The sequence below is a fragment of the Lysinibacillus sp. FSL L8-0312 genome (genome assembly GCF_038003285.1).
Classification (GTDB): Bacteria; Bacillota; Bacilli; order Bacillales_A; family Planococcaceae; genus Lysinibacillus; species Lysinibacillus fusiformis_D.
The window spans coordinates 3,337,845-3,357,891 of the sequence record NZ_JBBOOV010000001.1 but is presented as its reverse complement, the minus strand read 5'-3'; the positions used below and the strand labels follow the sequence as shown (position 1 = coordinate 3,357,891).

Here is a 20,047-nt window from a genome sequence, read left to right as displayed (position 1 = left end):
GCTACTCATCCTCACTTATACTTAAAATAATTGTCACGACAACACCCACCACCGTTAAAGCTACACCCGCTTCAAAAATGGTTACGGTTGAAAAACCCATTTTCCCAAATATCGGCACATCAATATACGTATAGGCCTGTGTTAAAAACGGCACATCGAAAAACAACGAACCTATTGCAGTTCCAGTTGCAAGCAATACGCCTAATGCTGCAACCTTTTTAAAGTCAAATGGCATTCCTTTATGCACAGTCTCAATATCATAGGCTAAGTATAATAAAACAATGCCAGAAGCTAACACGAGGCCACCTATAAAGCCACCACCTGGCGCGTGATGTCCAGCAAAGAACAAATACACGCCAAGTGTTAAAATAATGAACACGACTGTCTTTGTGACCGTCCTTAATATCACATCATTAATTTTCACGATCTGCTTCCTCCTTTCGTGGCTTAAGCTTTGTCAACATATAGACCCCTAAGCCAGCAATCAGAAGAACAACAACCTCTAACATCGTATCAAAGGCACGGAAATCCCCTAGAATTGTATTGACAATATTGGAACCCCCAGCCAATTCATAGGAATCATTGAAGTAAGTGGACACTGGTTCAAAGCGATCGTAGTGTACGACTGCCAATCCAACCATTGTTACGGTTGCCCCAACAAAAATGGAGATCATCGCTTTTGACCATTGAATCCTTTTGCGAGGAGCTTCCGGCATTAGATCTGGTAAATATTTAAAGCACAACAGGAATAAAGCCGTTGTTACCGATTCAACAACCAATTGTGTTAAAGCTAGATCTGGTGCACGGAAAATGACAAAGAAGAAGGCAATGGAATAACCTAATACACCATTTAACAACATAGCTGTCACACGACCTTTTGCAAAAATCATCCAAACAGCTGCAAAAATCATGACAAATACAAGAATTAGCTCATAGTATTCAACAGCAGAGTCCATGTCAAAATGAAAGGTCATTGCGTCTGACCAAATAAAATAACCAGCAATAAGTGCAACGAAAAATACATATATATAGACAAAATAATGTGTTAAATTACCTGTCATATATTTACTAGTGAGCTTCTTAGAGCCGCTTTCACTCATCTCAATTATTCGATTGTAATACGTATTAAACGTATACTTTTGTGAAAATAGGCGATAAAGTGGCTTCCAGCTTTTTAATGTTTTGAATAAGATTATCCCAATAATAATGACACCTAGCGTCATTATTAATTCCGCATTGATGCCATGCCACGCATGGACATGTGGTGTTAATTCACTTGTTGTTGGGAATGTAGGATAAATACTTGCCATAGCAGGCTCTAAAATATAGTGACCTAGCACATTTGGGAAGAAAAAGATACCTATTACCAACAAGCATAAGATTATTGGTGAAATTAACATGCCAAACGGAGCTTCATGTGGTTTTCTATCCATCTTCTCTGGCTGTAGTTTACCCAAAAATGTACGGCTAATTAATATCAAACTGTAAACAAATGTAAAGACACTTGCCACCCATGCTACTAATGGGAAAAACAGCCCTACATCAGCAATTGAGAATGCCTCTACATCTCGAATAGCCAATACCGCAGCAAAAAACATTTCCTTACTTAAGAAACCATTAAATGGCGGTAATCCTGCCATCGAGAAGCTACCGATAACTGCGATTGTAAATGTTATAGGCATTAAAGACATTAGGCCACCTAAACGGCGAATATCGCGAGTTCCCACTTCATGATCGACAATTCCAACCATCATGAATAAGGCTCCCTTAAATGTCGAGTGATTCACAAGGTGAAATAACGCCGCAAAGCTTGCTTGTGTATAGAGAATAGAATTCTCTGCATAGCCATAATAATGACCAACAGATCCAAGACCAAATAGACTCATAATTAAGCCCAGCTGACTCACTGTTGAAAAAGCTAATAAAGCTTTTAAATCCGTTTGACGAACAGCATTAAAGGAACCCCAGAATAGTGTAATTAGACCAACGACACTGACTAGCCAGAACCAAATGGCTTCTCCTCCAAAGACTGGTGAAAAACGGGCAACTAAATAAATTCCTGCCTTAACCATTGTCGCTGAGTGTAAGTAAGCACTAACAGGTGTTGGTGCTTCCATAGCATCTGGTAACCAAATATGGAATGGAAATTGAGCAGACTTTGTAAAAGCTCCTAGTAAAATTAAAATTAGCGCTGGCGTAAACAGAGAATGATCACGTATTACTTCTACATTAGCTACAATTTCACGAATACTAAATGTTTGAGAGGCCACGTAAAGCATTAAGAAGCCTGCAAGCATCGATAGACCACCAAAGACTGTAATCATCATCGCCTTTTTAGCTCCTGCGCGAGATGCTTTTCTATGGTGCCAAAAAGCAATTAATAGGAATGATGACACACTTGTTAGTTCCCAAAATGTGTATAATACCATTAGGTTATCTGAAAAAACAACGCCAAGCATAGCGCCCATGAATAGTAATAAATAGCAGTAAAAATGATGAAGAGATTCTTTCGTTGATAAATAAAAAATAGAATATAAAATGACTAAACTACCTACTCCTGTAATCAGTAAACCAAAAATCATACTGAGTCCATCAAGGTAAGTTGTGAAATTTATATTAAAAGAGGGAATCCACTCATATGTATGGATAAATGTTTTACCCTCGGCAAGTTGAGGAATATAGCGCGCGAGTAAAAGAAACAAGATAAGTGGAACAGATAAAACAAACCAGCCAAGATGTGTGACACGCCTTAGTCGCCTATAAAGCAATGGGATTAGTGCAGCACAAACAATTGGCAAAAGTATTGCGATGAGAACAGTAACCAAATGAAAACCTCCTACTATCAAAATCATCTAGCAAATTTTTGTGGTGATTGGAATGGTAAGTGCTAAGACTCTAGAAATTTGTTCAAGCTAAGTAACATATCAGATCTATTCTTGAAATTTTTTAAATGGAATGTGGTGGGGTGTGAAAAAGTGCCTTGTCGTTTATCAAAAATGGTTATGTTAGTTATTTAGTCACTTCTAACCCGATGCAAGCCTAAATAACTTGTGGAAAATCAGATAATTTATACAGTTGTAACTTAGGTTATATCAGTACAATGAAGACACTTGACTATCTATTTAACACACTGCATAATAGTGTGGCATATGAAAGCAATTTTGCTCAGATGCACATAATGCATAAATTAAATAATTTTAAATTATTGATTTAAGCTTAATCCTTCAAGGGTTTTCCAATATATTTCCGTTAACTTTTATACGTTTTTAAGTATACAATATAAATGAGCATAATGCACTGTAACAGCATCAATTTTAGCTGTTTTAGGATAATTTTTTCGATACAACAGTGAAATTAACAAAATACCAACAGATAAGAGGTGTACATTTTTTATGAAGCATGTAAAAGGGCGTTTGGATGAAAGTATATTAGTTTGTGTTTACTACGGCTTAAATGGCGAACGTTTAATACGTCGTGGTCATAAGATGGCCACAATGCTAGATTGTCCACTCTATATTCTTTCAGTCGATTCGCAACCCCTTGATGCATTTGACGCAGAAAAATCTAGTTATATAGAGCAATGGAAGAAGCTATCAGATGAACTTGAGGTTGAAAAATTCATTTTGCAAGATAATGAAAAACGCCCCATTCAAAAAGTTATTGCAGAAGTCGCAAAGAGTTATGGTATTTCACAAATTATCGTAGGGCAAAGCGCACAAAGTCGTTGGGAGGAAATCACTAAAGGTTCTTTCCTAAACGTACTGTTAAAAGAAGTTCCTTTTGTAGACTTTCATATTGTGGCTGTTCAACGTCCAACAGACGATGATGCAAATGAAACATATGAAAAAGGAGTACGTGCTTACTTAATTAAAGAGCAGGATCACTTTAAAGTAGCATTTACTTGCCCTAAATATGTATCCATCGAAGGTATATTTTTCAAGGAAATTGGCACGGACTTTGACAATGGCATCTTTAAATTTACTTACAATGATAAAATGCATGAAGTTCATATTTCAGAGGGCTACGTGATCGATCAAGAGAAGTTGCCAGCAGAATTTTTAGCTCCATTAAGACAATAAAAAGACGCGTACCTCATAAAGAGGACGCGTTTTTTAAACTGCAGTGGATGCTGGTTTATCCTTCGGTAAAAAGAAGGCAATCAACAATAATAACGGTAATAAGGAAACGACCATCATAGTAAAATCAATCCCTTTATGATCCATTAAAATGCCGATAACCATCGCACCTATTGCTCCCATACCAAAGGCAAAGCCCGTTGTTAAGCCAGCCATTGTACCAATTTTTGTTGGTACTAGCTCTTGAGCATAGACTACCGTTACGGAGAAGCTAATCATGATCAATGTACCGATAATGACTAAAAATATCATAGCGGCCCATAATGGTACATAGGGCAATGCTAAACAAAATGGCATTGGCACTACCACAGAAAGAATAATGACATTCTTTCTACCAATACGATCTGATAAAGAGCCTCCGAAAAATGTACCTACTACCCCGAATGCCATGAAGGTGAATATTAATATTTGTCCTAGTCGCAGGCTGACATCATAGTGATCCATCAAATAAAACACATAAAAGCTTGTTATATTTGTTGTATAAAATGATCGTGCAAAAATAATTGTAAATAATAATGTTAACGCAATTCCTACTTGTTTCTTTGTTAAAGGAGGCAATGTTGAGATTAGTACACGTTTTTTCTTCGCTATACGCTCTTGCTCCAATTGTTTTTTATACCATGTAGCTATTTTACTCAATAAAATGATACCGAACGTTGCAACGACTAATACGATTGCAGCACCACGCTGCCCGAAAATATCAAAGATGTACGCACTAATTAACGGTGCAAGAGCTTGTCCTGAATTTCCTCCTACTTGATAGATAGACTGAGCAAGTCCTCTTTTAGAACCAGCTGCCATAAATGAAACTCGCGATCCCTCAGGGTGAAATATAGCTGAACCAAAGCCGATAAATAATACCGCAATAATAATAATCCAATACTGTGTTGTAAACGCGATAATGGCGATACCTATAAAAGAACTAATCATACCTATTGGTAAAGCATAGGGCATTGGTTTTTTATCACTGATAAAGCCTACAGCAGGCTGTAATGCAGAAGCAAATATGTTTAAAACAAAAGAAATCATACCAATTTGTGTAAAGGTCAAACCTAATTCACTCTTAAATATCGGAAACATCGCTGGGATAACAGCTTGCATCGTATCATTGATAAGGTGAGCAACACCGATTGCAACCATAATTGGATAGATTGGATTTGTTAAATTTAATTGTTTATTCATGTTGCCACCTCGCTCATATTTTGTTTATACAGGATTGTCGCATACTATCGACCATTTTGCACAAGCTATAGTTCGACAGCTGTAAAAGGAGTTGATATATGCATGGAAAGCTTTATTCATGCTCACTTTTGGGAAATGATTCTTCGAACAACACTTTCGTTTTTTGCATTACTCATTCTGGCACGTATACTTGGGAAAAAACAATTGGGCCAGTTAACATTCTTCCACTATATTACAGGTATTACATTTGGTTCGATTGCTTCAGAAATAGCCTCACAGGAAGAAACACCTTTTTTAGATGGTATGATATCCCTCGTTTGGTGGAGTGCTTTAACCTATTTGATGACCGTCATTACCATTAAATCTAAAAAGGCTCGTGTTCTCATCGATGATAAACCTACCATCGTTATTCAAAAGGGGCTTATATTAGAATCAGCTCTACAAAAAAATCGTCTTCATTTAGATGAGCTAACAATGATGCTACGTGAACAAGCCATTTTTTCTGTACAGGATGTTGAATATGCTATGTTAGAAACAAATGGTAAACTCAGTGTTTTACAAAAAACTTCTGAGCAAGTGGCTACGAAGCAAGATGTGAAAGCGGATGTATCACCACCTACTTATCTGCCTACAGAAGTCATTTCGGATGGTCAACTTATTACAGAAAATATAGTTGAGCTTGAGCTAACAGAAGATTGGGTATTGAAGAAATTAAAAAAACAAAATGTGCAATCAGTAGAAGAAGTTTATTTTGCTCAAGTTCAAACAAATGGATCCTTATACATTAGCCTAAAAGACAAATCGAGACATTCAAGCCCGTAATTGTTTGTCTCGTCTCTTTGTTAGTCGATCTTTACTATATCTAATGGTGTAATGATACCTAGTAATTTTTGATGTGGTTCGCCATGCTCTGTTATTAGTAAGGCCTCGAAGCGCCTTCCCCTTTCGACCCCTTGTTTAAAAATCTCCTCAGCCTCATAGATCGTTAAAGATCTGCTGACAAATTTGTAATTTACTCTATTTTTCTCATGCATTAAAATATCATGCAACGTAGGAATCCTTTTTGGTAGATGGTCACCACCCATTTTTGAAGCAAGCCAATTGGTAATTCCTACTGTCGTGATAAGCCCTTTAAATTGCTTATTATAATAAACTGGGAACTGCGTAAATTTGCGTTGGCGTATCACTTTTAGTACATGTTTCAATGAATCGTTTTCCTGAAAAACCAGTACTCTTTTACGGAACATTTGTCCCACAAGCGTTGGCTTAGCAAGGGTAGCATCTATGTATTCAATTCTTTCTACAACATCGGTATGTGGTTCTGCAATGACATAATGTAAGGAAGTACGGTGATGCACAATAGCATTACGTAAGTCGGCATATGAGCGTAAATCATCCTCATATTTCTTCACCAAGACATCCTTTTTCTTTGCTTGATCAATCAGTCTATAAAAAGCCATAAAATCCTTGGCTCCTACAATATCTCGTAATCTATGATCTATTCGATTAAACGCTGTCAGGAAACGATCGGAGTTTTCAGTCCCCACTTTTCTTGTACCTTCTTTCTCTATTCATCTATATATTTTCCGAGTTATTTGACAAATTTCGAGTTACACACCCATTATATTCCTAAGTTATAGAGATTCCAAGAATGTAGTTTTTAAATATAGAAATGAATTAACAATTCCCCCTTGAAAGTGACGTAATGTTATTTTATATACTGGCTGTAACAGAGAGGGGTATTAGTTATTCTGCTGACGATTCACCATGTTTCCAAGCAAACTGGCTTACTGTGAGGAGATTGGACTGTTACTTCCAACAGCAAAGACGGAGGATGGACAGAGGATTTACGGTGAAAATGCCCCAACAAATCGTATTTTTAAAGGCATCAGGATTCAAATTAAAAGAAATTCAAACTCTACTAAATAATTCATGGGCGTGGCAAACAAGTTAACTTTTATAGCAGAGGAACAAAAGAAATGACAACAGATGGAGAGTGCCATACTTGGATTAAAGAACGCTGCGGCTATTGAGAGAAGGCTAACAGAGTCCCTTATCCAGAAATTCATCCAGCTTTCGAATCAATAACAAGATAAAAAGCAAGCTTTCCGACAGCAAATTTTTGTAGCTGCCGAAATAGATCTCATTAACTTGGTGATGATTACACCAGGGATCATTCTACTTGTTTTACATCTTTTATTCTGTGGATTTATGAATCAACCGTTAAGAAAAATTCAAACACTTTTTGATCAAAGTACAAGTTCTGCTCTTTCTTGGATTATGTTCTTTATCGGGCTGATACTGCTTATAAATGGTGGGATGATTTAAAAATAAAAAACGGTAAAAACTCATCGTAAACTGTTTTTTACCGTTTTATCTTTTTTAGATTTTTGCCATAGACGCATTTCTTTTCATCATCGCAATCCCAATGCTAATACAGATAATTGTTAATGCCACAGTCATTATTAGGCTCCACCAATAGTCTGACATGTCCATTGCTCCTCGTACTAGCAAAATTCCATAGCTCGCTAGTTTCCAAGGAGATATTGTCCAAAAGATTCCCACTATCATATCTACGATTTGCCCTACAAAGATCACCGTAAATGCACATGTAGTAGCTATAACCGTTTTAAAACTAGCACTCATCAGTAATGAAACAGCTATTACAAATAACAGCCAAATATAGTACGTACAAAAACTAATTAGTAGTGCTCCAATGTCCAAAGTTCCATATAATATGCTTGTGTAATATACACTTGCAGCAAAGCCAGCTAAAATACTTACGAAACAAACTGTGCCTATAACAATAAACTTACTCATAAAGTAGGCGCCATATGAAATGGGCCGTGCATATAAGAGGGTAGCCATGCCACTTGCTCGTTCTTTACTAATAGCCCCTACAAATGAAGCCATCATCACCAGTAAGCCTATTGTTTGAAACTGTCCAATAGAAGCTTGGAGTAAATCAACTGGCACTAATTCTGGCATTAGCATTTCAAAGCCCTCAGGTACATTCCCAACAGCATTTAATATATCCATCATATAATAGTTTGTTAGTGGATCACTCATTCCAAGCAAAGCAAACACGAGAGGTATCCATAAAAATTTCCAGCTCCGCCATCCTTCTCTATATTCCTTTTGCAGAAGTACTTTGAATCCACTCATGCTTTTTTCGCCACCTTCATGAAAATTTCTTCCAGAGATGCTGTTTGTCGCTCCACTTTTCGGATGGTATAAGGACATGCACTTAAACGTTGTAGCAGCTCCTTCATCGTTGGCTCCTCATTCACAACCTCGATATACACATAACAACCGATTATAGTATAGGATGGATCCGCAAAAAGCTTCGCCTCTTCTTCACTGCCAAATTCAATTACATAGTTTTGCTCATCAAAACGTTGCCGTACCTCACGTAATGTACCCTGTTCTACTAGTTTTCCATTTTGCAAAAATAATAGCTGGTCTGTCATTTCTTCCGCATCATTTAAAATATGCGTTGAATATAAAATGGTTGTCTCTTGTTGTAAACCTTTTAATAAATCGAGCACTTCTCTGCGTCCAACGGGATCTAACGCTGAAACTGGTTCATCTAATAGCAGTAATTTAGGCTTATGCACAATTGCCTGGGAAATACCAAGACGTTGCTTCATTCCCCCAGAAAAAGTGGCTATTTTTTTATGTAGCGCATCCCCCAACCCTACGAACTCTAATGTTTTTTGTGCTTCTAATTTAGCTTTTTTGGCTGCTACACCATTCAACCTAGCAGCCATTTCTGTAAACTCTAATGCACTTAGCCAAGGATGAAACTGCGGATATTGAGGTAAAAACCCTATATTCGCACGTAAATCTCCATTTAACATCCTTACACTTCCAGCAGTCGGTTTTAAGAGCCCTGTTAACATAGATAAAGTTGTTGTCTTGCCAGCTCCATTTGGTCCAATTAAAGCCGTTGAAGTCTTTTCTTCTAACACGAAATGAATATTATCTACAACTGTGTGCTCTGCAAATTGCTTGGTCAAGCCTGTAACTTGAAGTAATGTTGTCATGACTGCTTTCTCCCTACTATAAAGTACGCAATGGACCCTAATAGATTGGCAAATAGAATGATAAATACCCATAAAATTTTAGGACCATTTGTGGCATGGATTTTACGCAGATCAATAAGCGCTACGATCATTAATATAATTTGAACGATGATGAGCGGTGCGATAACCGCCCATGGAACCTTTGCTAATTCCTCCATCATACAGATCACCTCATCATTTGTTATACATTAACTATAACAACTTTGTTCTAATATGTATAGAACAAAATAAAAATAAAAAAGATGCACCCTAATAGGTACATCTTTTTTTATTTATATAGTTGTTGCAATGCATCTTCCATTTTTGGGCGAATGGATACTTGTGGACGAGCTTTTTTAACTGCTGCTTCTGCTTCCTCTAATGAATTAATCATTCCCAGCTCCATTAATGCGGCTGCGGCGGCAACACCTGCACGTCCGCCACCACTTCCACAGTGAATATATACTTTTTGCCCGTCCTCGAAGGCTGATGCAATTTCTTTCGCTACTTGTTGAATAGATGATGCTACCTCAATCTCTTCATCTGCAATTGGCAAATGTTTATAAGAATAAGGAACTGTTTGCTGCTCTTGTGTGGAAAGCCCTTGAACACGAACATCTATCACAATATTTACGGATTCTTGTGCAAATGCAGTCTCAGCGTCTTTTGCGCCACCAAAGAATAGTCGATCTTCTACTAAAGCATCGTAGTTCTTTTCCATATTCTCCACATCCCACATGTTTATTTTAGTAAATGCTTAATGTCCTCATAATATGGTAGGGCAGTTAATGCACCTGCTTTTGTGGCAGCAAAAGCTCCTAATTTATTGCCGAAGCTTGTACAGCGCACGAGTTCTTCTTGCGTTGTAGGTAAGCCATTATAATGGACATCACGTAGTACGCCTGCCATAAATGCATCGCCCGCACCTGTCGTATCTACAGGTACTACCTTCTCCGTCGGCACATGGAGAACCTCACCATTAAGTACAGCATAAGTACCATTTTCTCCTACTGTGATTAAGATAATAGGCACTAAATAGCTATTGAGATGTGCAATGCCCTCTTCTAAGGTAGTTGTCTCTGTCAGGAAGAATAATTCATCATCCGTAACCTTTAAAATATCAACATCCTCAAAAAATGATGTAATCGTCTCTCGACAAATTTCCTCACTGCTCCAACGTAGCGGTCGAATATTGGCATCCATTGCAATAATTGCACCCTTATCCTTTGCCATTTCTACAGCTGCTCGCGTTGTGGCAAGTGCTGTTGGATGGAACATAGTACCTGAACATACTGTTAAAGCCGAAGCATGTTTAAAAGCTGCTTCATTTAGCTGTGATGGTTCCACTTGTAAATCGGGTGTTTCATCAACATAATCTTTAAAAATCCGCTCACACGCTTCTGTAAGATGCACATATACGCCACTTACTCGCTTTGCTGGATTAAATACGGCATAATCCAGTTGTACACCCTCTTGGGCAAGCCCATCTCGCACAAATTGAGAGCCTTCGTCATCCCCTGTAATAGTAATTAATGCCGACGGTGCCCCAATTCGGCTAATACCAGCTGCAACATTTACCGTTGCACCACCCATATATTTAGTAAATGATGTGTTTGTTACATCATCAGCAATATAGTCAATAAAAGCATCTCCATAGACTAATATAAAATCCTTCTCTTGCTTTGTCATGATTGTCCTCCAAAATGTCTAGTCATTATAGATTAACACGAAAATTGTCATTCTATCAATGACGCCGGGGCGTCATTGCGTCCAAATATTTTCGAGCTGACGGGTAGAAGTGAATCTATAACTGTCTGTCTATCCTGTGACAACGGTTGACTGATCTGCATCATACAAGCCTCTTTTCAAAATCTTTGATATCAGCTAGAGCCATTGTTTTAATTTAGTGTTTTGTTGAACACCTGCTGGATTAAGCTAATGGGTTTTACTTTTGTTAGTGGGCTATAAAATTTGAGTCAATCTCTATCTTTGTTATACTTGCCTATAGAAAGGTAGGGATTATCAAGATGAGTATTACAATTCGACAAGCGCAACCACATGATGCCCATGCCGTTGTGCCTCTTATTATCGATGCAATTGGTGAAATTGCTAATCGCTTAACTGGCGAGAAATCAGCTGAAGCTGTTATACAAGAACTGACAATTCTTTTTCAACGTGACGACAATCGACATTCTTATTTAAATACCTTTGTCGCTACTGAAGGAGAGCAAATATTAGGGATTCTCGTTTATTATCACGGTGCACAAGCCGTTCACATGGATGCTAACCTTGTTAAATGGCTAGAAGCAAAAAACGCTACATCCATTGTCATTGATCAAGAAGCACATGAAGATGAGGCCTATATCGATACTGTTTGCGTAGCACCAGAAGCACGAGGTAAAGGAATTGGAACATTGCTATTACAATTTGCCGAAGAGCTAACAAAGCAGCGCGGCTATACAAAATTATCATTAAATGTTGAAACCCAAAAAGAAGATGCTCGCCGACTTTATGAGCGTTTGGGCTTTGTTATTACAGAGCCATGGTCCATAATCGATGAGCCATTCCATCACATGGTGAAACAGTTTTAGGAAGTGAAATATTTATATATGAAAACAAATTTTATTTACCCTCTTTTGATTGTCATTGCTTCTAGTAGCTACGGTATATTGTCAACGATTGTCAAAGTAGCTATGCAGCATGGCTTTACAACATCAGAGGCAGTATCAAGTCAGTATATAATTGGCTTTTTACTCGTTGTAGCCATTTTTATTTTTACAGACAGAAAATTACCGAGTCCATCCAAAAAGGGCTTACTTATTTTAATTTGTGCTGGAATTTTTACTGGGACGACAGGAATAGTGTATGGAGAATCTTTAAAATATCTACCCGCTTCTCTTGCGGTAGTCATGCTATTCCAATTTACATGGATTGGTCTGCTAATTGATTGTGCCCTACACAAAAGATTACCCAGTCGACCTGAAGTAATTTCGATCATTATCTTATTTGCAGGAACTATTTTAGCTGCTGGTGTATTAAATGTAGATTTAAGTGGCATCCCTATCCAAGGGTGGCTATTTGGCTTTGCAGCAGCCTTTACCTTTGCTTGCTTCATTCAATTCAATTCGCGGCCTGTCGAGGGAGTTACTACGACTTCTCGGGTATTAATCGTTTCCTTCGTAGCCCTTATTATGATTAGTATTTTCCTTAGCCCTGAGGTTATTTGGAATGGCCAATTATTCATGCAAGGCTTATGGAAATTTGGACTAGCACTAGGTCTTTTCGGTATCATTTTACCAATTTACTTATTTTCAATCGCTATTCCTAAAGTCGGTGGCGCGCTAGCTTCCATTTTAAGTGCCATCGAATTACCAGTTGCCGTTACAGTTTCGGTTATTGTTCTGCATGAACCTTTAACCGCTGTACAAATCGTAGGGATTATTCTCGTTATTGCTGGTATGATGCTGCCAACCATTATTGCACAACGGCAACAAAAAGACAGCTTATTAGAAGCCCATTCATAAATCGACAAAAAACTCCTTAAAAATGGAATGATTCCTTTTTAAGGAGTTTTTTTGAATTTTGCTGAAATCGCATTGCTTACTGTTAAGTACTTAGCTATGATGAAGGCAAATGTAATTTTTTAATAATTCTAACATTAATCTTATCCTTTCGTATTATACTGCAATATGCAAGTACCTTACTTTATGAAAGGAGAAGATGATGAAAAAAACCCGCATTCTTGGTTTTTTCCTTGTGTTGATGTTTTTAGCTTTAGCTGCTTGTAACGGCAATAATCAGCAAAATTCTACAGATGGTGCAGCAAATAAAGACAAAACATCTGATGGTGATAAAACAGAAGTGGCAGCAACGACACCTTCAGGAAAGCTTGTCATTTACACAGGTCGTGATGAAGAAATGGTGCAAAATGTGATCGATCAGTTTAATGAAAAATACCCAGACATTGAGGTCGAGTTTTTAACGATGGGGGCACAGCAAATTTTAGAGCGCCTCCGCGGTGAAAAGGCCAATCCTCAAGCAGATTTTTGGTGGGGTGGAACGCAATCCGCTCTCATTGTTGGAGCAAATGAAGACTTATTGCATGCTTGGCAGCCTAGCTTTATCGGTGCCATTGATGCCTCACACAAAGATGCAGATGGACGTTGGTTTGGTGAGATGTTGCTACCAGAGGTCATTATGATTAATAGTGATTTACTGACAAAAGAAACAGGGCCTCAGGACTGGGATGACCTATTAGATCCTAAATGGAAGGATCAAATTCTAATTAGAGGTGTGCTTGCGTCAGGTACAATGCGCACAATTTATTCCTCTATGATTGTACGACAGGGAGACGATTCACCTGATAAAGGCTATGAATGGTTATTACAATTAGATGCTAATACAAAGGAGTATACACAAGATCCTAATGCCTTATATTTAAAGCTAACACGACAAGAAGGTAGTGTTTCTTTATGGAATTTGCAAGATATTTTATTAAAGAAATATACGACTGATTATCCTTTTGATTATATTTATCCAAAAAGTGGTGCACCTATTTTAGTAGATGGTGTAGCCGTTGTAAACAATGCGAAAAACTTAGACAATGCAAAACTATTTGTAGAGTTCTTATTTGAAAAAGAAATGGTGACACAATTGGCGAACGATTATTATCAAATTCCTACACGTTCTGATATCGATAAGGCTTCCATGCCAGAATGGTATCAGGAATTAGATTTAAAAACGTTCGATATTGATTGGCAGCTAATGTCTGACAAAGAAGCTGAATGGATGGAATATTGGGATAACAATGTAAAAGGGCGCGGCAAATAATAAAATAGGTAAAAATTCGACATGTGCTGCGAATTTTTACCTTCCTGTATCATCTGCATTCTTTGTTAGAGAGGAGTTTATGATTGAGAAGTGTCAAAATTGAAAATGTCTCAAAGCAATTTGGTCAAGTGTATGGCGTGAATGATATAAATCTTGAAATAAAAGCAGGGGAATTTTTTACTTTTCTCGGTCCTAGCGGCTGTGGCAAAACAACCACTTTAAGGATGATTGCAGGCTTTTATTACCCTTCTAAAGGTAAAATTCTTTTTGACGATCGAGATGTCACTCGACTTCAGCCCAATAAACGCAATATCGGTATGGTATTTCAAAATTATGCTCTTTTTCCTCATATGACGGTTGATGAAAATATTGCCTTTGGTTTACAAGTGCGGAAATTTTCAAAGACCGAAATTCAATACAAGGTTGACCGCATTAGAGGACAAGTACATCTAGCAGCTTATGGTAACAGAAAAATAAATGAACTATCTGGTGGACAACAACAACGGGTTGCTTTGGCTAGAGCGCTTGTAATTGAGCCAGATATTTTATTACTGGATGAACCTCTATCCAATCTAGATGCTAAATTGCGTGAGGAAACACGTATTGAAATCAAACGAATTCAATCTGAGCTTGGCGTTACAACGATTTACGTTACCCATGATCAGATGGAGGCAATGGCTATGTCGGATCGAATCATGGTCATGGAGAATGGTTTGATCAAGCAAATTGGGACTCCTCAAGAAATTTATCATCAGCCTGAAGATCGTTTTGTAGCTAACTTTATTGGTGAAACCAATTTAATCGAAGGCACTATACAAGCCATTAATGGTGAAAATGTACAAGTGAGAACCTTAAATGGACATCTTTTGACTGGGCGAAAGCAACAAAGCTCCCCCTCTTTAACGCATATGATTGGAGACAAAGTGTTTATTTCTATTCGACCGGAGTCTATTCAACTAGGTACTGGTGATAATACGTTAACAGGAAAAATTACATTTGTTGAATTTACAGGTATTAGCGTCAATTACATTGTAGATTTTACGGCATTTTCACTTAAAGTAATGATTATTAATTCTTATGACCAAATAAAGAAAATCGGTGAAGACATTACAATCAATATGGCTCATGATTCACTGTACTTATTAGGGGAATAGGAGGAAGCCAATATGGGAAAACAGTCTGTCAATGCCTCTCAGGAAAGCGCGTGGACACGAATTTTTCAATCCAATTGGTTTGTTTATATTTTAATATCGCCATTATTTTTAGTGTTGTTCGCCTATGTGGTTTACCCCTTCTATCAAACATTTATCCAAAGCTTTGCTGGTGATGAGGCTTTCTTTCACTATAAAAAATTTTTTGATCTGGCGAGCCCAGCAAACTTAGAAGCTTTATGGACCAGTATTTATATTTCGATCATCAGTGTTATTTGCTGTGCAGTCGTTGGGGTTACGATGGCCTTTTTACTGGAGCGCTATAATTTCCCAGGAAGGCGTACACTGTCTATTTTAGTATTAGTTCCTATGGCACTTCCTCCTCTAGTGGGTGTACTTTCTTTTTCATTTTTATATGGCGATAGCGGTATTTTCCCTCGAATCTTTCAGCATCTATTCGGATTAGACCATGTACCGTTTGCATTGAAAGGCATTTGGGGAGTTGTCGTCGTTCATACCTTCACGATGTATACGTACTTCTACTTAACAGCTTCAGCTGCTATTAAGGGGCTCGATCCTGCTTTAGAAGAGGCTGCAACCAGTCTAGGTGCAGGGCGTATTCGCGTATGGACAAAGGTTATTCTACCAATGCTGACACCTTCCATTGTCGCTTCGTCCTTATTAGTGTTTATGATCTCAATGGCTTCCTATACAGCACCTTTAATGTTTGGTGTAGAGCGCACCATGACGATGCAAATATATTTATCACGTACAAATGGCAATCTTGAGATGGCTGCAACACAGTCGATGATTTTATCCTTTGTATCTATTACCTTTTTAATCATCATGCGTTGGTATCAGAATCAGCGAAATTATCAAAATCTCAGTAAGGGTATCAGTGTTCATCGTTCTGAGGTATCCTCTAAAAAAATTAAAGTTATGGCAACAATCGCATCCTTTGTTGGGACATTCATATTAATATTGCCGATATTAGTTTTGATATTGATATCTTTTTCTGTTGATGGTGCTTGGAAAACGCAAATTCTCCCGACCGACTATACGATCGATCATTATATTGCTCTTTTTACTGATGAGCGTACATGGCGACCTATTTGGAATTCCATTCAAATGGGTGTCATAGCAACAATCGGCAATATCATTTTTGGTGTCGCTGCTGCTTATGCTATGGTTCGGTTAAACTTTAAAGGGAAAACATTGCTCGATATTTTGATTATGGTACCTTGGGCTTTACCTGGTACTGTTGTAGCGGTCAATTTAATCGCTGCCTTTAGTACAGAAAGTATTTTTAGTTTCAATCAAGTATTGATCGGTACATTTTGGATTTTGCCATTAGCGTATTTTATTCGACATTTACCACTTGTTTTTCGATCTACTTCCGCCTCTCTTGTACAACTAGATCAATCGATTGAAGAGGCTTCACGTGGCTTAGGCGCCAATTGGTGGTATACATTTAGGCGGATTGTCGTACCGTTAACATTCACCGGAATTTTAGCAGGGACACTCTTAGCTCTCGTGCAAAGCTTTGGTGAGTTTGTTGCATCCATTCTAATATACAGTACATCCACTATTCCATTGTCTGTAGCGATATTCCAAAAATTATATGCATTTAAATTTGGGACCGCCTGTGCTTATGGTGTCTTACAAATTTGCTTAATTTTAGTTGTTCTTATTATTTCTGAAAAACTATCAAAAGGCAGTGCTGGTACAGCCATCTAGCTGCCAATCTATTAGGGGGCCATTACAATGTTTGAAGATTTTCGCAACAAAACGCAGCGGGAAGATGGGATGATATTCCCTTCTAACATCTATCGGAAAATTGTCTTACAGCCAGCTTATGATGAGGCGAAGAAAAATTTTTTAACAATCATGCTACAAATTAATATTGCTCATTTAAAAATGTTAGAAGAACAAGGACTCGTAAAAAAAGATGAAGCGAAACAAATTGGGATAGCTCTAAAAAAAATAGATTTAAATTATTATCGTTTAGAGGATTACAGTCCCCAATATGAGGATTTATTTTTCCGCATTGAAAATAAACTAATCGAGCTTGCTGGTGATGTTGCAGGAAATCTTCACATTGGCAGAAGTAGGAATGATATGGGGATCGCCATCTATCGTATGACCTTAAGGAAAAAACTATTATTATTAATGAACGAGTTACTAACATTACGTGATGACTTAATCGCGGCTGCAGAGGAACATATAGATACCATCATGATTGGCTACACGCATACACAGCAGGCTCAGCCCACAACCTTTGCCCATTATTTAAAAGCTGTTATTGACCAGCTTGAGCGTGATTTTGAGCGGATGCAGCATGTCTATAAAACTGTCAATCGCAGTAGTATGGGGGCGGCTGCCTTAACAACGACAGGCTTTAATATTAGTAGAGAACGGATGCGTGATCTACTGGCATTTGATGATATTATCGAAAATGCGTGGGATGCTGTTGCAGGCGCAGATTATATTGCTGAAGCGGCAAGTATTGTACAGCTGGCTGCACTCAATCTCGGCCGTACATCTCAAGATTTTTTATTATGGGCTACCCAGGAATTTAATGCATTCACACTCGCAAGTCCATATGTCCAGATAAGTTCCATAATGCCTCAAAAACGTAACCCTGTTTCCGTAGAGCATACACGTTCATTACTATCTGCGGTTGTTGGAGATGCAAGTACAGTATTACAAATGGTACATAATACACCGTTCGGAGATATCGTCGACACTGAAGATGATATGCAGCCCTATTTATGGCGTGCCATTGACCGTTTAAATGGTATTTACAAGTTATTTGGTTCTCTTGTTGTCACAATGGATGTTAATAAAAAGAAATTAAGAAACCGTGCAGAGAATAGCTTTGCCAATGTTACAGAGCTTGCAGATACATTAGTGCGTTCAGAGGGGATTTCATTCCGCCAAGCACATAGTATTGTTAGCAAATGTATTAAAGTTCTACTTGCCCATGGCGAAGAATCACTAGCAAGCCTTACATGGGGCCTTGCCAATACACAATCTAAATTGATTACGGGAAAGGAATTAGCTATTTCAGAAGAAGGCTTTTATAAAACATTAAAGCCAGAATCTTTTGTTGGTGTGCGAACATTGCTAGGTGGCCCAGCTCCAGCCACAATGAAAGCAGCGCTCGAACGTTCAAAAATAAATGCTCAAAACCTTTATGAATGGGTCCGCTTAAAGGAAAATTCTATTATACAAGCAGAAAAGGAATTAACAGCCTTTCTTGAGGAATGGAATCAATGAAGGATTGGTTATTGATTATTGACGGTGGAGCAACAAAAACAGCATGTGCGGTCGTTCATGCTGAATCTGGTGACATTCACTATTCTACAACAATGCAAGGCTCGAATTATCAAGCCATTGGTGTCGAATCAGCTACAGCAAGATTACAAGGACTTTTAGCAAATGTAGAAACATTTTTGCAAAAGTACCCCCATTCTCAAATTGCTGTAGCTACCTTTGCGTTAGCTGGCATTGATTCTCCTAAGGATCATGCCACAGTAACGGCCATTGTTCAAAATGCCCTAAAGGCCACACAGCTACAAATCAAGACGCTAATTATTGAAAATGATGCGGAAGCTACACTACTTGGTGTGACTGCTGGACAGGCTGGTGCATTACTCATTGCCGGAACAGGAGCCATCGCCTATGCCTATGACGGGCAACGAATTGTACGTGCAGGAGGTTGGGGACATCGAGCTGGTGATGAGGGAAGTGGATATTGGCTAGGGCAGGAAGTAGTAAGAGCTGTATTTAAAATGGAGGATGGTCGTGGTGAACCAACAATCTTAAAAGAAGCCGTCTATCATTTTTTAAATATACAGGATGTAACAGAGCTTGCGGAATGGTTATTCCATCCATCCTATACGAATGCACAGCTGGCCAAGATGAGCTCATTTGTAGCAAAGGCAGTCGAGCAAGAAGATGCTTGCGCCATGCAAATATCACTACAGGCTGCCTACGAATTAGTTCTTCTAGCAAGCGCTGTATTGAAAAAAATGGGCTATCAGAATGGACCATTTACACTTTATTGTAATGGTGGTGCCATCAAGCACAATCCACTCATTTTAAAGACTTTTACGGAGGAAATCACCTTACTATATCCACAAATTGATATTAAACTTTGTCAGCATCAGCCTATTACTTATTTGATTGAACGTACAAAAAGGGCATATGACTATTTATAAGTCATTGCCCTTTTCATAGTGTAAAAAAACAAAACCATCTATTGTGTGAAAGATGAAGATGGATTTCCGTTGCAGGCTACTTGCTTTCCCGTGGGCTAGCGCCGAGCCGCTTCGTGTTTAGAGGCTCGCCAGTCTCGCGGGAATCGAGTAGCCTTCCGCTCCACCTCACAAAAGATTATCTTTTTAGAAAAAATTCCTAAGTAAAGTGAAGGTGTTCACTACTTATTTATTGAGAGGTGTGTAACTAATCACTTCTCCACATTGAAAATAAGAGCCTATCCTTTCTCTAATTATACAAATATTTTGATCGCTACGGCTAGTATAAAAGAGAAGGAAAAGACACCTTTGCCACATGGATTTAGTGAACTGCCCCCTGGAAAGGACGCTGGCGGAACGGAAATTACCCCCTCGCCTTTCAACATGGCTGTTTGTGCCGTTGACATCACCTTTTTTATGTTAAA

21 protein-coding genes are annotated in these 20,047 nt (G+C 38.2%); 11 read left to right on the top strand and 10 right to left on the bottom strand.

Going from position 1 to position 20,047, the window contains the following annotated elements; genetic code table 11:
* Position 1 precedes the first annotated feature (1 nt).
* Together MHI22_RS16995 and MHI22_RS16990 are read right to left on the bottom strand one after the other, a co-directional pair.
* On the bottom strand, positions 2 to 424 hold the full coding sequence (locus MHI22_RS16995) for a Na(+)/H(+) antiporter subunit B (protein ID WP_036125091.1): 423 nt from the start codon (positions 422 to 424) through the stop codon (positions 2 to 4).
* Positions 414 to 2,825 carry a Na+/H+ antiporter subunit A gene (locus tag MHI22_RS16990; RefSeq protein ID WP_180957825.1) on the bottom strand — a complete coding sequence of 804 codons (2,412 nt, stop codon included), beginning with the start codon at positions 2,823 to 2,825 and terminating at the stop codon, positions 414 to 416. Before MHI22_RS16990 ends, MHI22_RS16995 begins: the two co-directional genes overlap by 11 nt.
* A 567-nt stretch (positions 2,826 to 3,392) precedes the next feature.
* On the opposite strand from MHI22_RS16990, the gene MHI22_RS16985 reads away from it, so the two are divergent.
* Positions 3,393 to 4,079: a histidine kinase gene (locus MHI22_RS16985; RefSeq protein WP_036125087.1), complete on the top strand. Its 687-nt coding sequence runs from the start codon at positions 3,393 to 3,395 to the stop codon at positions 4,077 to 4,079.
* Between the two features lie 33 nt (positions 4,080 to 4,112).
* Here MHI22_RS16985 and MHI22_RS16980 read toward each other — a convergent pair whose 3' ends face one another.
* Positions 4,113 to 5,318: an MFS transporter gene (locus tag MHI22_RS16980; RefSeq protein ID WP_036125084.1), complete on the bottom strand. Its 1,206-nt coding sequence runs from the start codon at positions 5,316 to 5,318 to the stop codon at positions 4,113 to 4,115.
* A gap of 102 nt (positions 5,319 to 5,420) precedes the next feature.
* On the opposite strand from MHI22_RS16980, the gene MHI22_RS16975 reads away from it, so the two are divergent.
* Positions 5,421 to 6,140: a DUF421 domain-containing protein gene (locus MHI22_RS16975; RefSeq protein ID WP_080717103.1), complete on the top strand. Its 720-nt coding sequence runs from the start codon at positions 5,421 to 5,423 to the stop codon at positions 6,138 to 6,140.
* 20 nt (positions 6,141 to 6,160) lie between these two features.
* On the opposite strand, the gene MHI22_RS16970 is transcribed toward MHI22_RS16975, so the two are convergent.
* Entirely contained in the window at positions 6,161 to 6,865 is a 705-nt protein-coding gene (locus tag MHI22_RS16970) for a CBS domain-containing protein (protein WP_036125082.1), read from the bottom strand.
* Between the two features lie 158 nt (positions 6,866 to 7,023).
* On the opposite strand from MHI22_RS16970, the gene MHI22_RS16965 reads away from it, so the two are divergent.
* Together MHI22_RS16965 and MHI22_RS16960 are read left to right on the top strand one after the other, a co-directional pair.
* The gene (locus tag MHI22_RS16965; protein ID WP_254777878.1) at positions 7,024 to 7,272 is read left to right on the top strand and encodes a hypothetical protein; all 249 of its coding nucleotides are present in this window, start codon (positions 7,024 to 7,026) and stop codon (positions 7,270 to 7,272) included.
* A gap of 197 nt (positions 7,273 to 7,469) precedes the next feature.
* Complete coding sequence (locus MHI22_RS16960; RefSeq protein ID WP_340809674.1) at positions 7,470 to 7,646, top strand: hypothetical protein; 177 nt, start codon at positions 7,470 to 7,472, stop codon at positions 7,644 to 7,646.
* A 54-nt stretch (positions 7,647 to 7,700) separates the two neighbouring features.
* Here MHI22_RS16960 and MHI22_RS16955 read toward each other — a convergent pair whose 3' ends face one another.
* The 5 genes from MHI22_RS16955 to MHI22_RS16935 form a co-directional block, all read right to left on the bottom strand.
* Positions 7,701 to 8,483 carry an ABC transporter permease gene (locus MHI22_RS16955; protein ID WP_340812397.1) on the bottom strand — a complete coding sequence of 261 codons (783 nt, stop codon included), beginning with the start codon at positions 8,481 to 8,483 and terminating at the stop codon, positions 7,701 to 7,703.
* On the bottom strand, positions 8,480 to 9,364 hold the full coding sequence (locus tag MHI22_RS16950; RefSeq protein WP_036125076.1) for an ABC transporter ATP-binding protein: 885 nt from the start codon (positions 9,362 to 9,364) through the stop codon (positions 8,480 to 8,482). Before MHI22_RS16950 ends, MHI22_RS16955 begins: the two co-directional genes overlap by 4 nt.
* Positions 9,361 to 9,564, bottom strand: a complete 204-nt coding sequence (locus MHI22_RS16945) for a PLDc N-terminal domain-containing protein (protein WP_004233126.1) — start codon at positions 9,562 to 9,564, stop codon at positions 9,361 to 9,363. Before MHI22_RS16945 ends, MHI22_RS16950 begins: the two co-directional genes overlap by 4 nt.
* Before the next feature lie 107 nt (positions 9,565 to 9,671).
* Positions 9,672 to 10,103 (bottom strand): protein-tyrosine phosphatase family protein, encoded by a 432-nt coding sequence (locus MHI22_RS16940; RefSeq protein ID WP_340812396.1) that lies wholly within the window; start codon positions 10,101 to 10,103, stop codon positions 9,672 to 9,674.
* A gap of 20 nt (positions 10,104 to 10,123) precedes the next feature.
* Complete coding sequence (locus MHI22_RS16935; protein WP_036124949.1) at positions 10,124 to 11,071, bottom strand: carbohydrate kinase family protein; 948 nt, start codon at positions 11,069 to 11,071, stop codon at positions 10,124 to 10,126.
* 338 nt (positions 11,072 to 11,409) lie between these two features.
* On the opposite strand from MHI22_RS16935, the gene MHI22_RS16930 reads away from it, so the two are divergent.
* The 7 genes from MHI22_RS16930 to MHI22_RS16900 all read left to right on the top strand — a co-directional run bounded on the left by MHI22_RS16930 (position 11,410) and on the right by MHI22_RS16900 (position 19,586).
* A complete protein-coding gene (locus MHI22_RS16930) occupies positions 11,410 to 11,973 on the top strand; it encodes a GNAT family N-acetyltransferase (protein WP_036124951.1) in 564 nt (187 codons plus the stop codon).
* 18 nt (positions 11,974 to 11,991) lie between these two features.
* Positions 11,992 to 12,906 carry an EamA family transporter gene (locus MHI22_RS16925; RefSeq protein WP_036124953.1) on the top strand — a complete coding sequence of 305 codons (915 nt, stop codon included), beginning with the start codon at positions 11,992 to 11,994 and terminating at the stop codon, positions 12,904 to 12,906.
* Positions 12,907 to 13,105: 199 nt separating this feature from the next.
* Positions 13,106 to 14,212 carry an extracellular solute-binding protein gene (locus MHI22_RS16920; protein ID WP_036124955.1) on the top strand — a complete coding sequence of 369 codons (1,107 nt, stop codon included), beginning with the start codon at positions 13,106 to 13,108 and terminating at the stop codon, positions 14,210 to 14,212.
* A gap of 83 nt (positions 14,213 to 14,295) precedes the next feature.
* Positions 14,296 to 15,366, top strand: coding sequence for an ABC transporter ATP-binding protein (locus MHI22_RS16915; RefSeq protein WP_036124956.1), 1,071 nt, complete (start codon positions 14,296 to 14,298; stop codon positions 15,364 to 15,366).
* A 12-nt stretch (positions 15,367 to 15,378) separates the two neighbouring features.
* Positions 15,379 to 17,100 (top strand): ABC transporter permease, encoded by a 1,722-nt coding sequence (locus tag MHI22_RS16910; protein ID WP_036124960.1) that lies wholly within the window; start codon positions 15,379 to 15,381, stop codon positions 17,098 to 17,100.
* A 27-nt stretch (positions 17,101 to 17,127) separates the two neighbouring features.
* Positions 17,128 to 18,642 (top strand): argininosuccinate lyase, encoded by a 1,515-nt coding sequence (argH, locus tag MHI22_RS16905; RefSeq protein WP_340812395.1) that lies wholly within the window; start codon positions 17,128 to 17,130, stop codon positions 18,640 to 18,642.
* On the top strand, positions 18,639 to 19,586 hold the full coding sequence (locus tag MHI22_RS16900) for an N-acetylglucosamine kinase (RefSeq protein ID WP_036124964.1): 948 nt from the start codon (positions 18,639 to 18,641) through the stop codon (positions 19,584 to 19,586). The genes argH and MHI22_RS16900 overlap by 4 nt, the downstream gene beginning before the upstream one ends.
* 290 nt (positions 19,587 to 19,876) lie before the next feature.
* On the opposite strand, the gene MHI22_RS16895 is transcribed toward MHI22_RS16900, so the two are convergent.
* Positions 19,877 to 20,029, bottom strand: coding sequence for a hypothetical protein (locus MHI22_RS16895; protein WP_340812394.1), 153 nt, complete (start codon positions 20,027 to 20,029; stop codon positions 19,877 to 19,879).
* Positions 20,030 to 20,047: the final 18 nt, after the last annotated feature.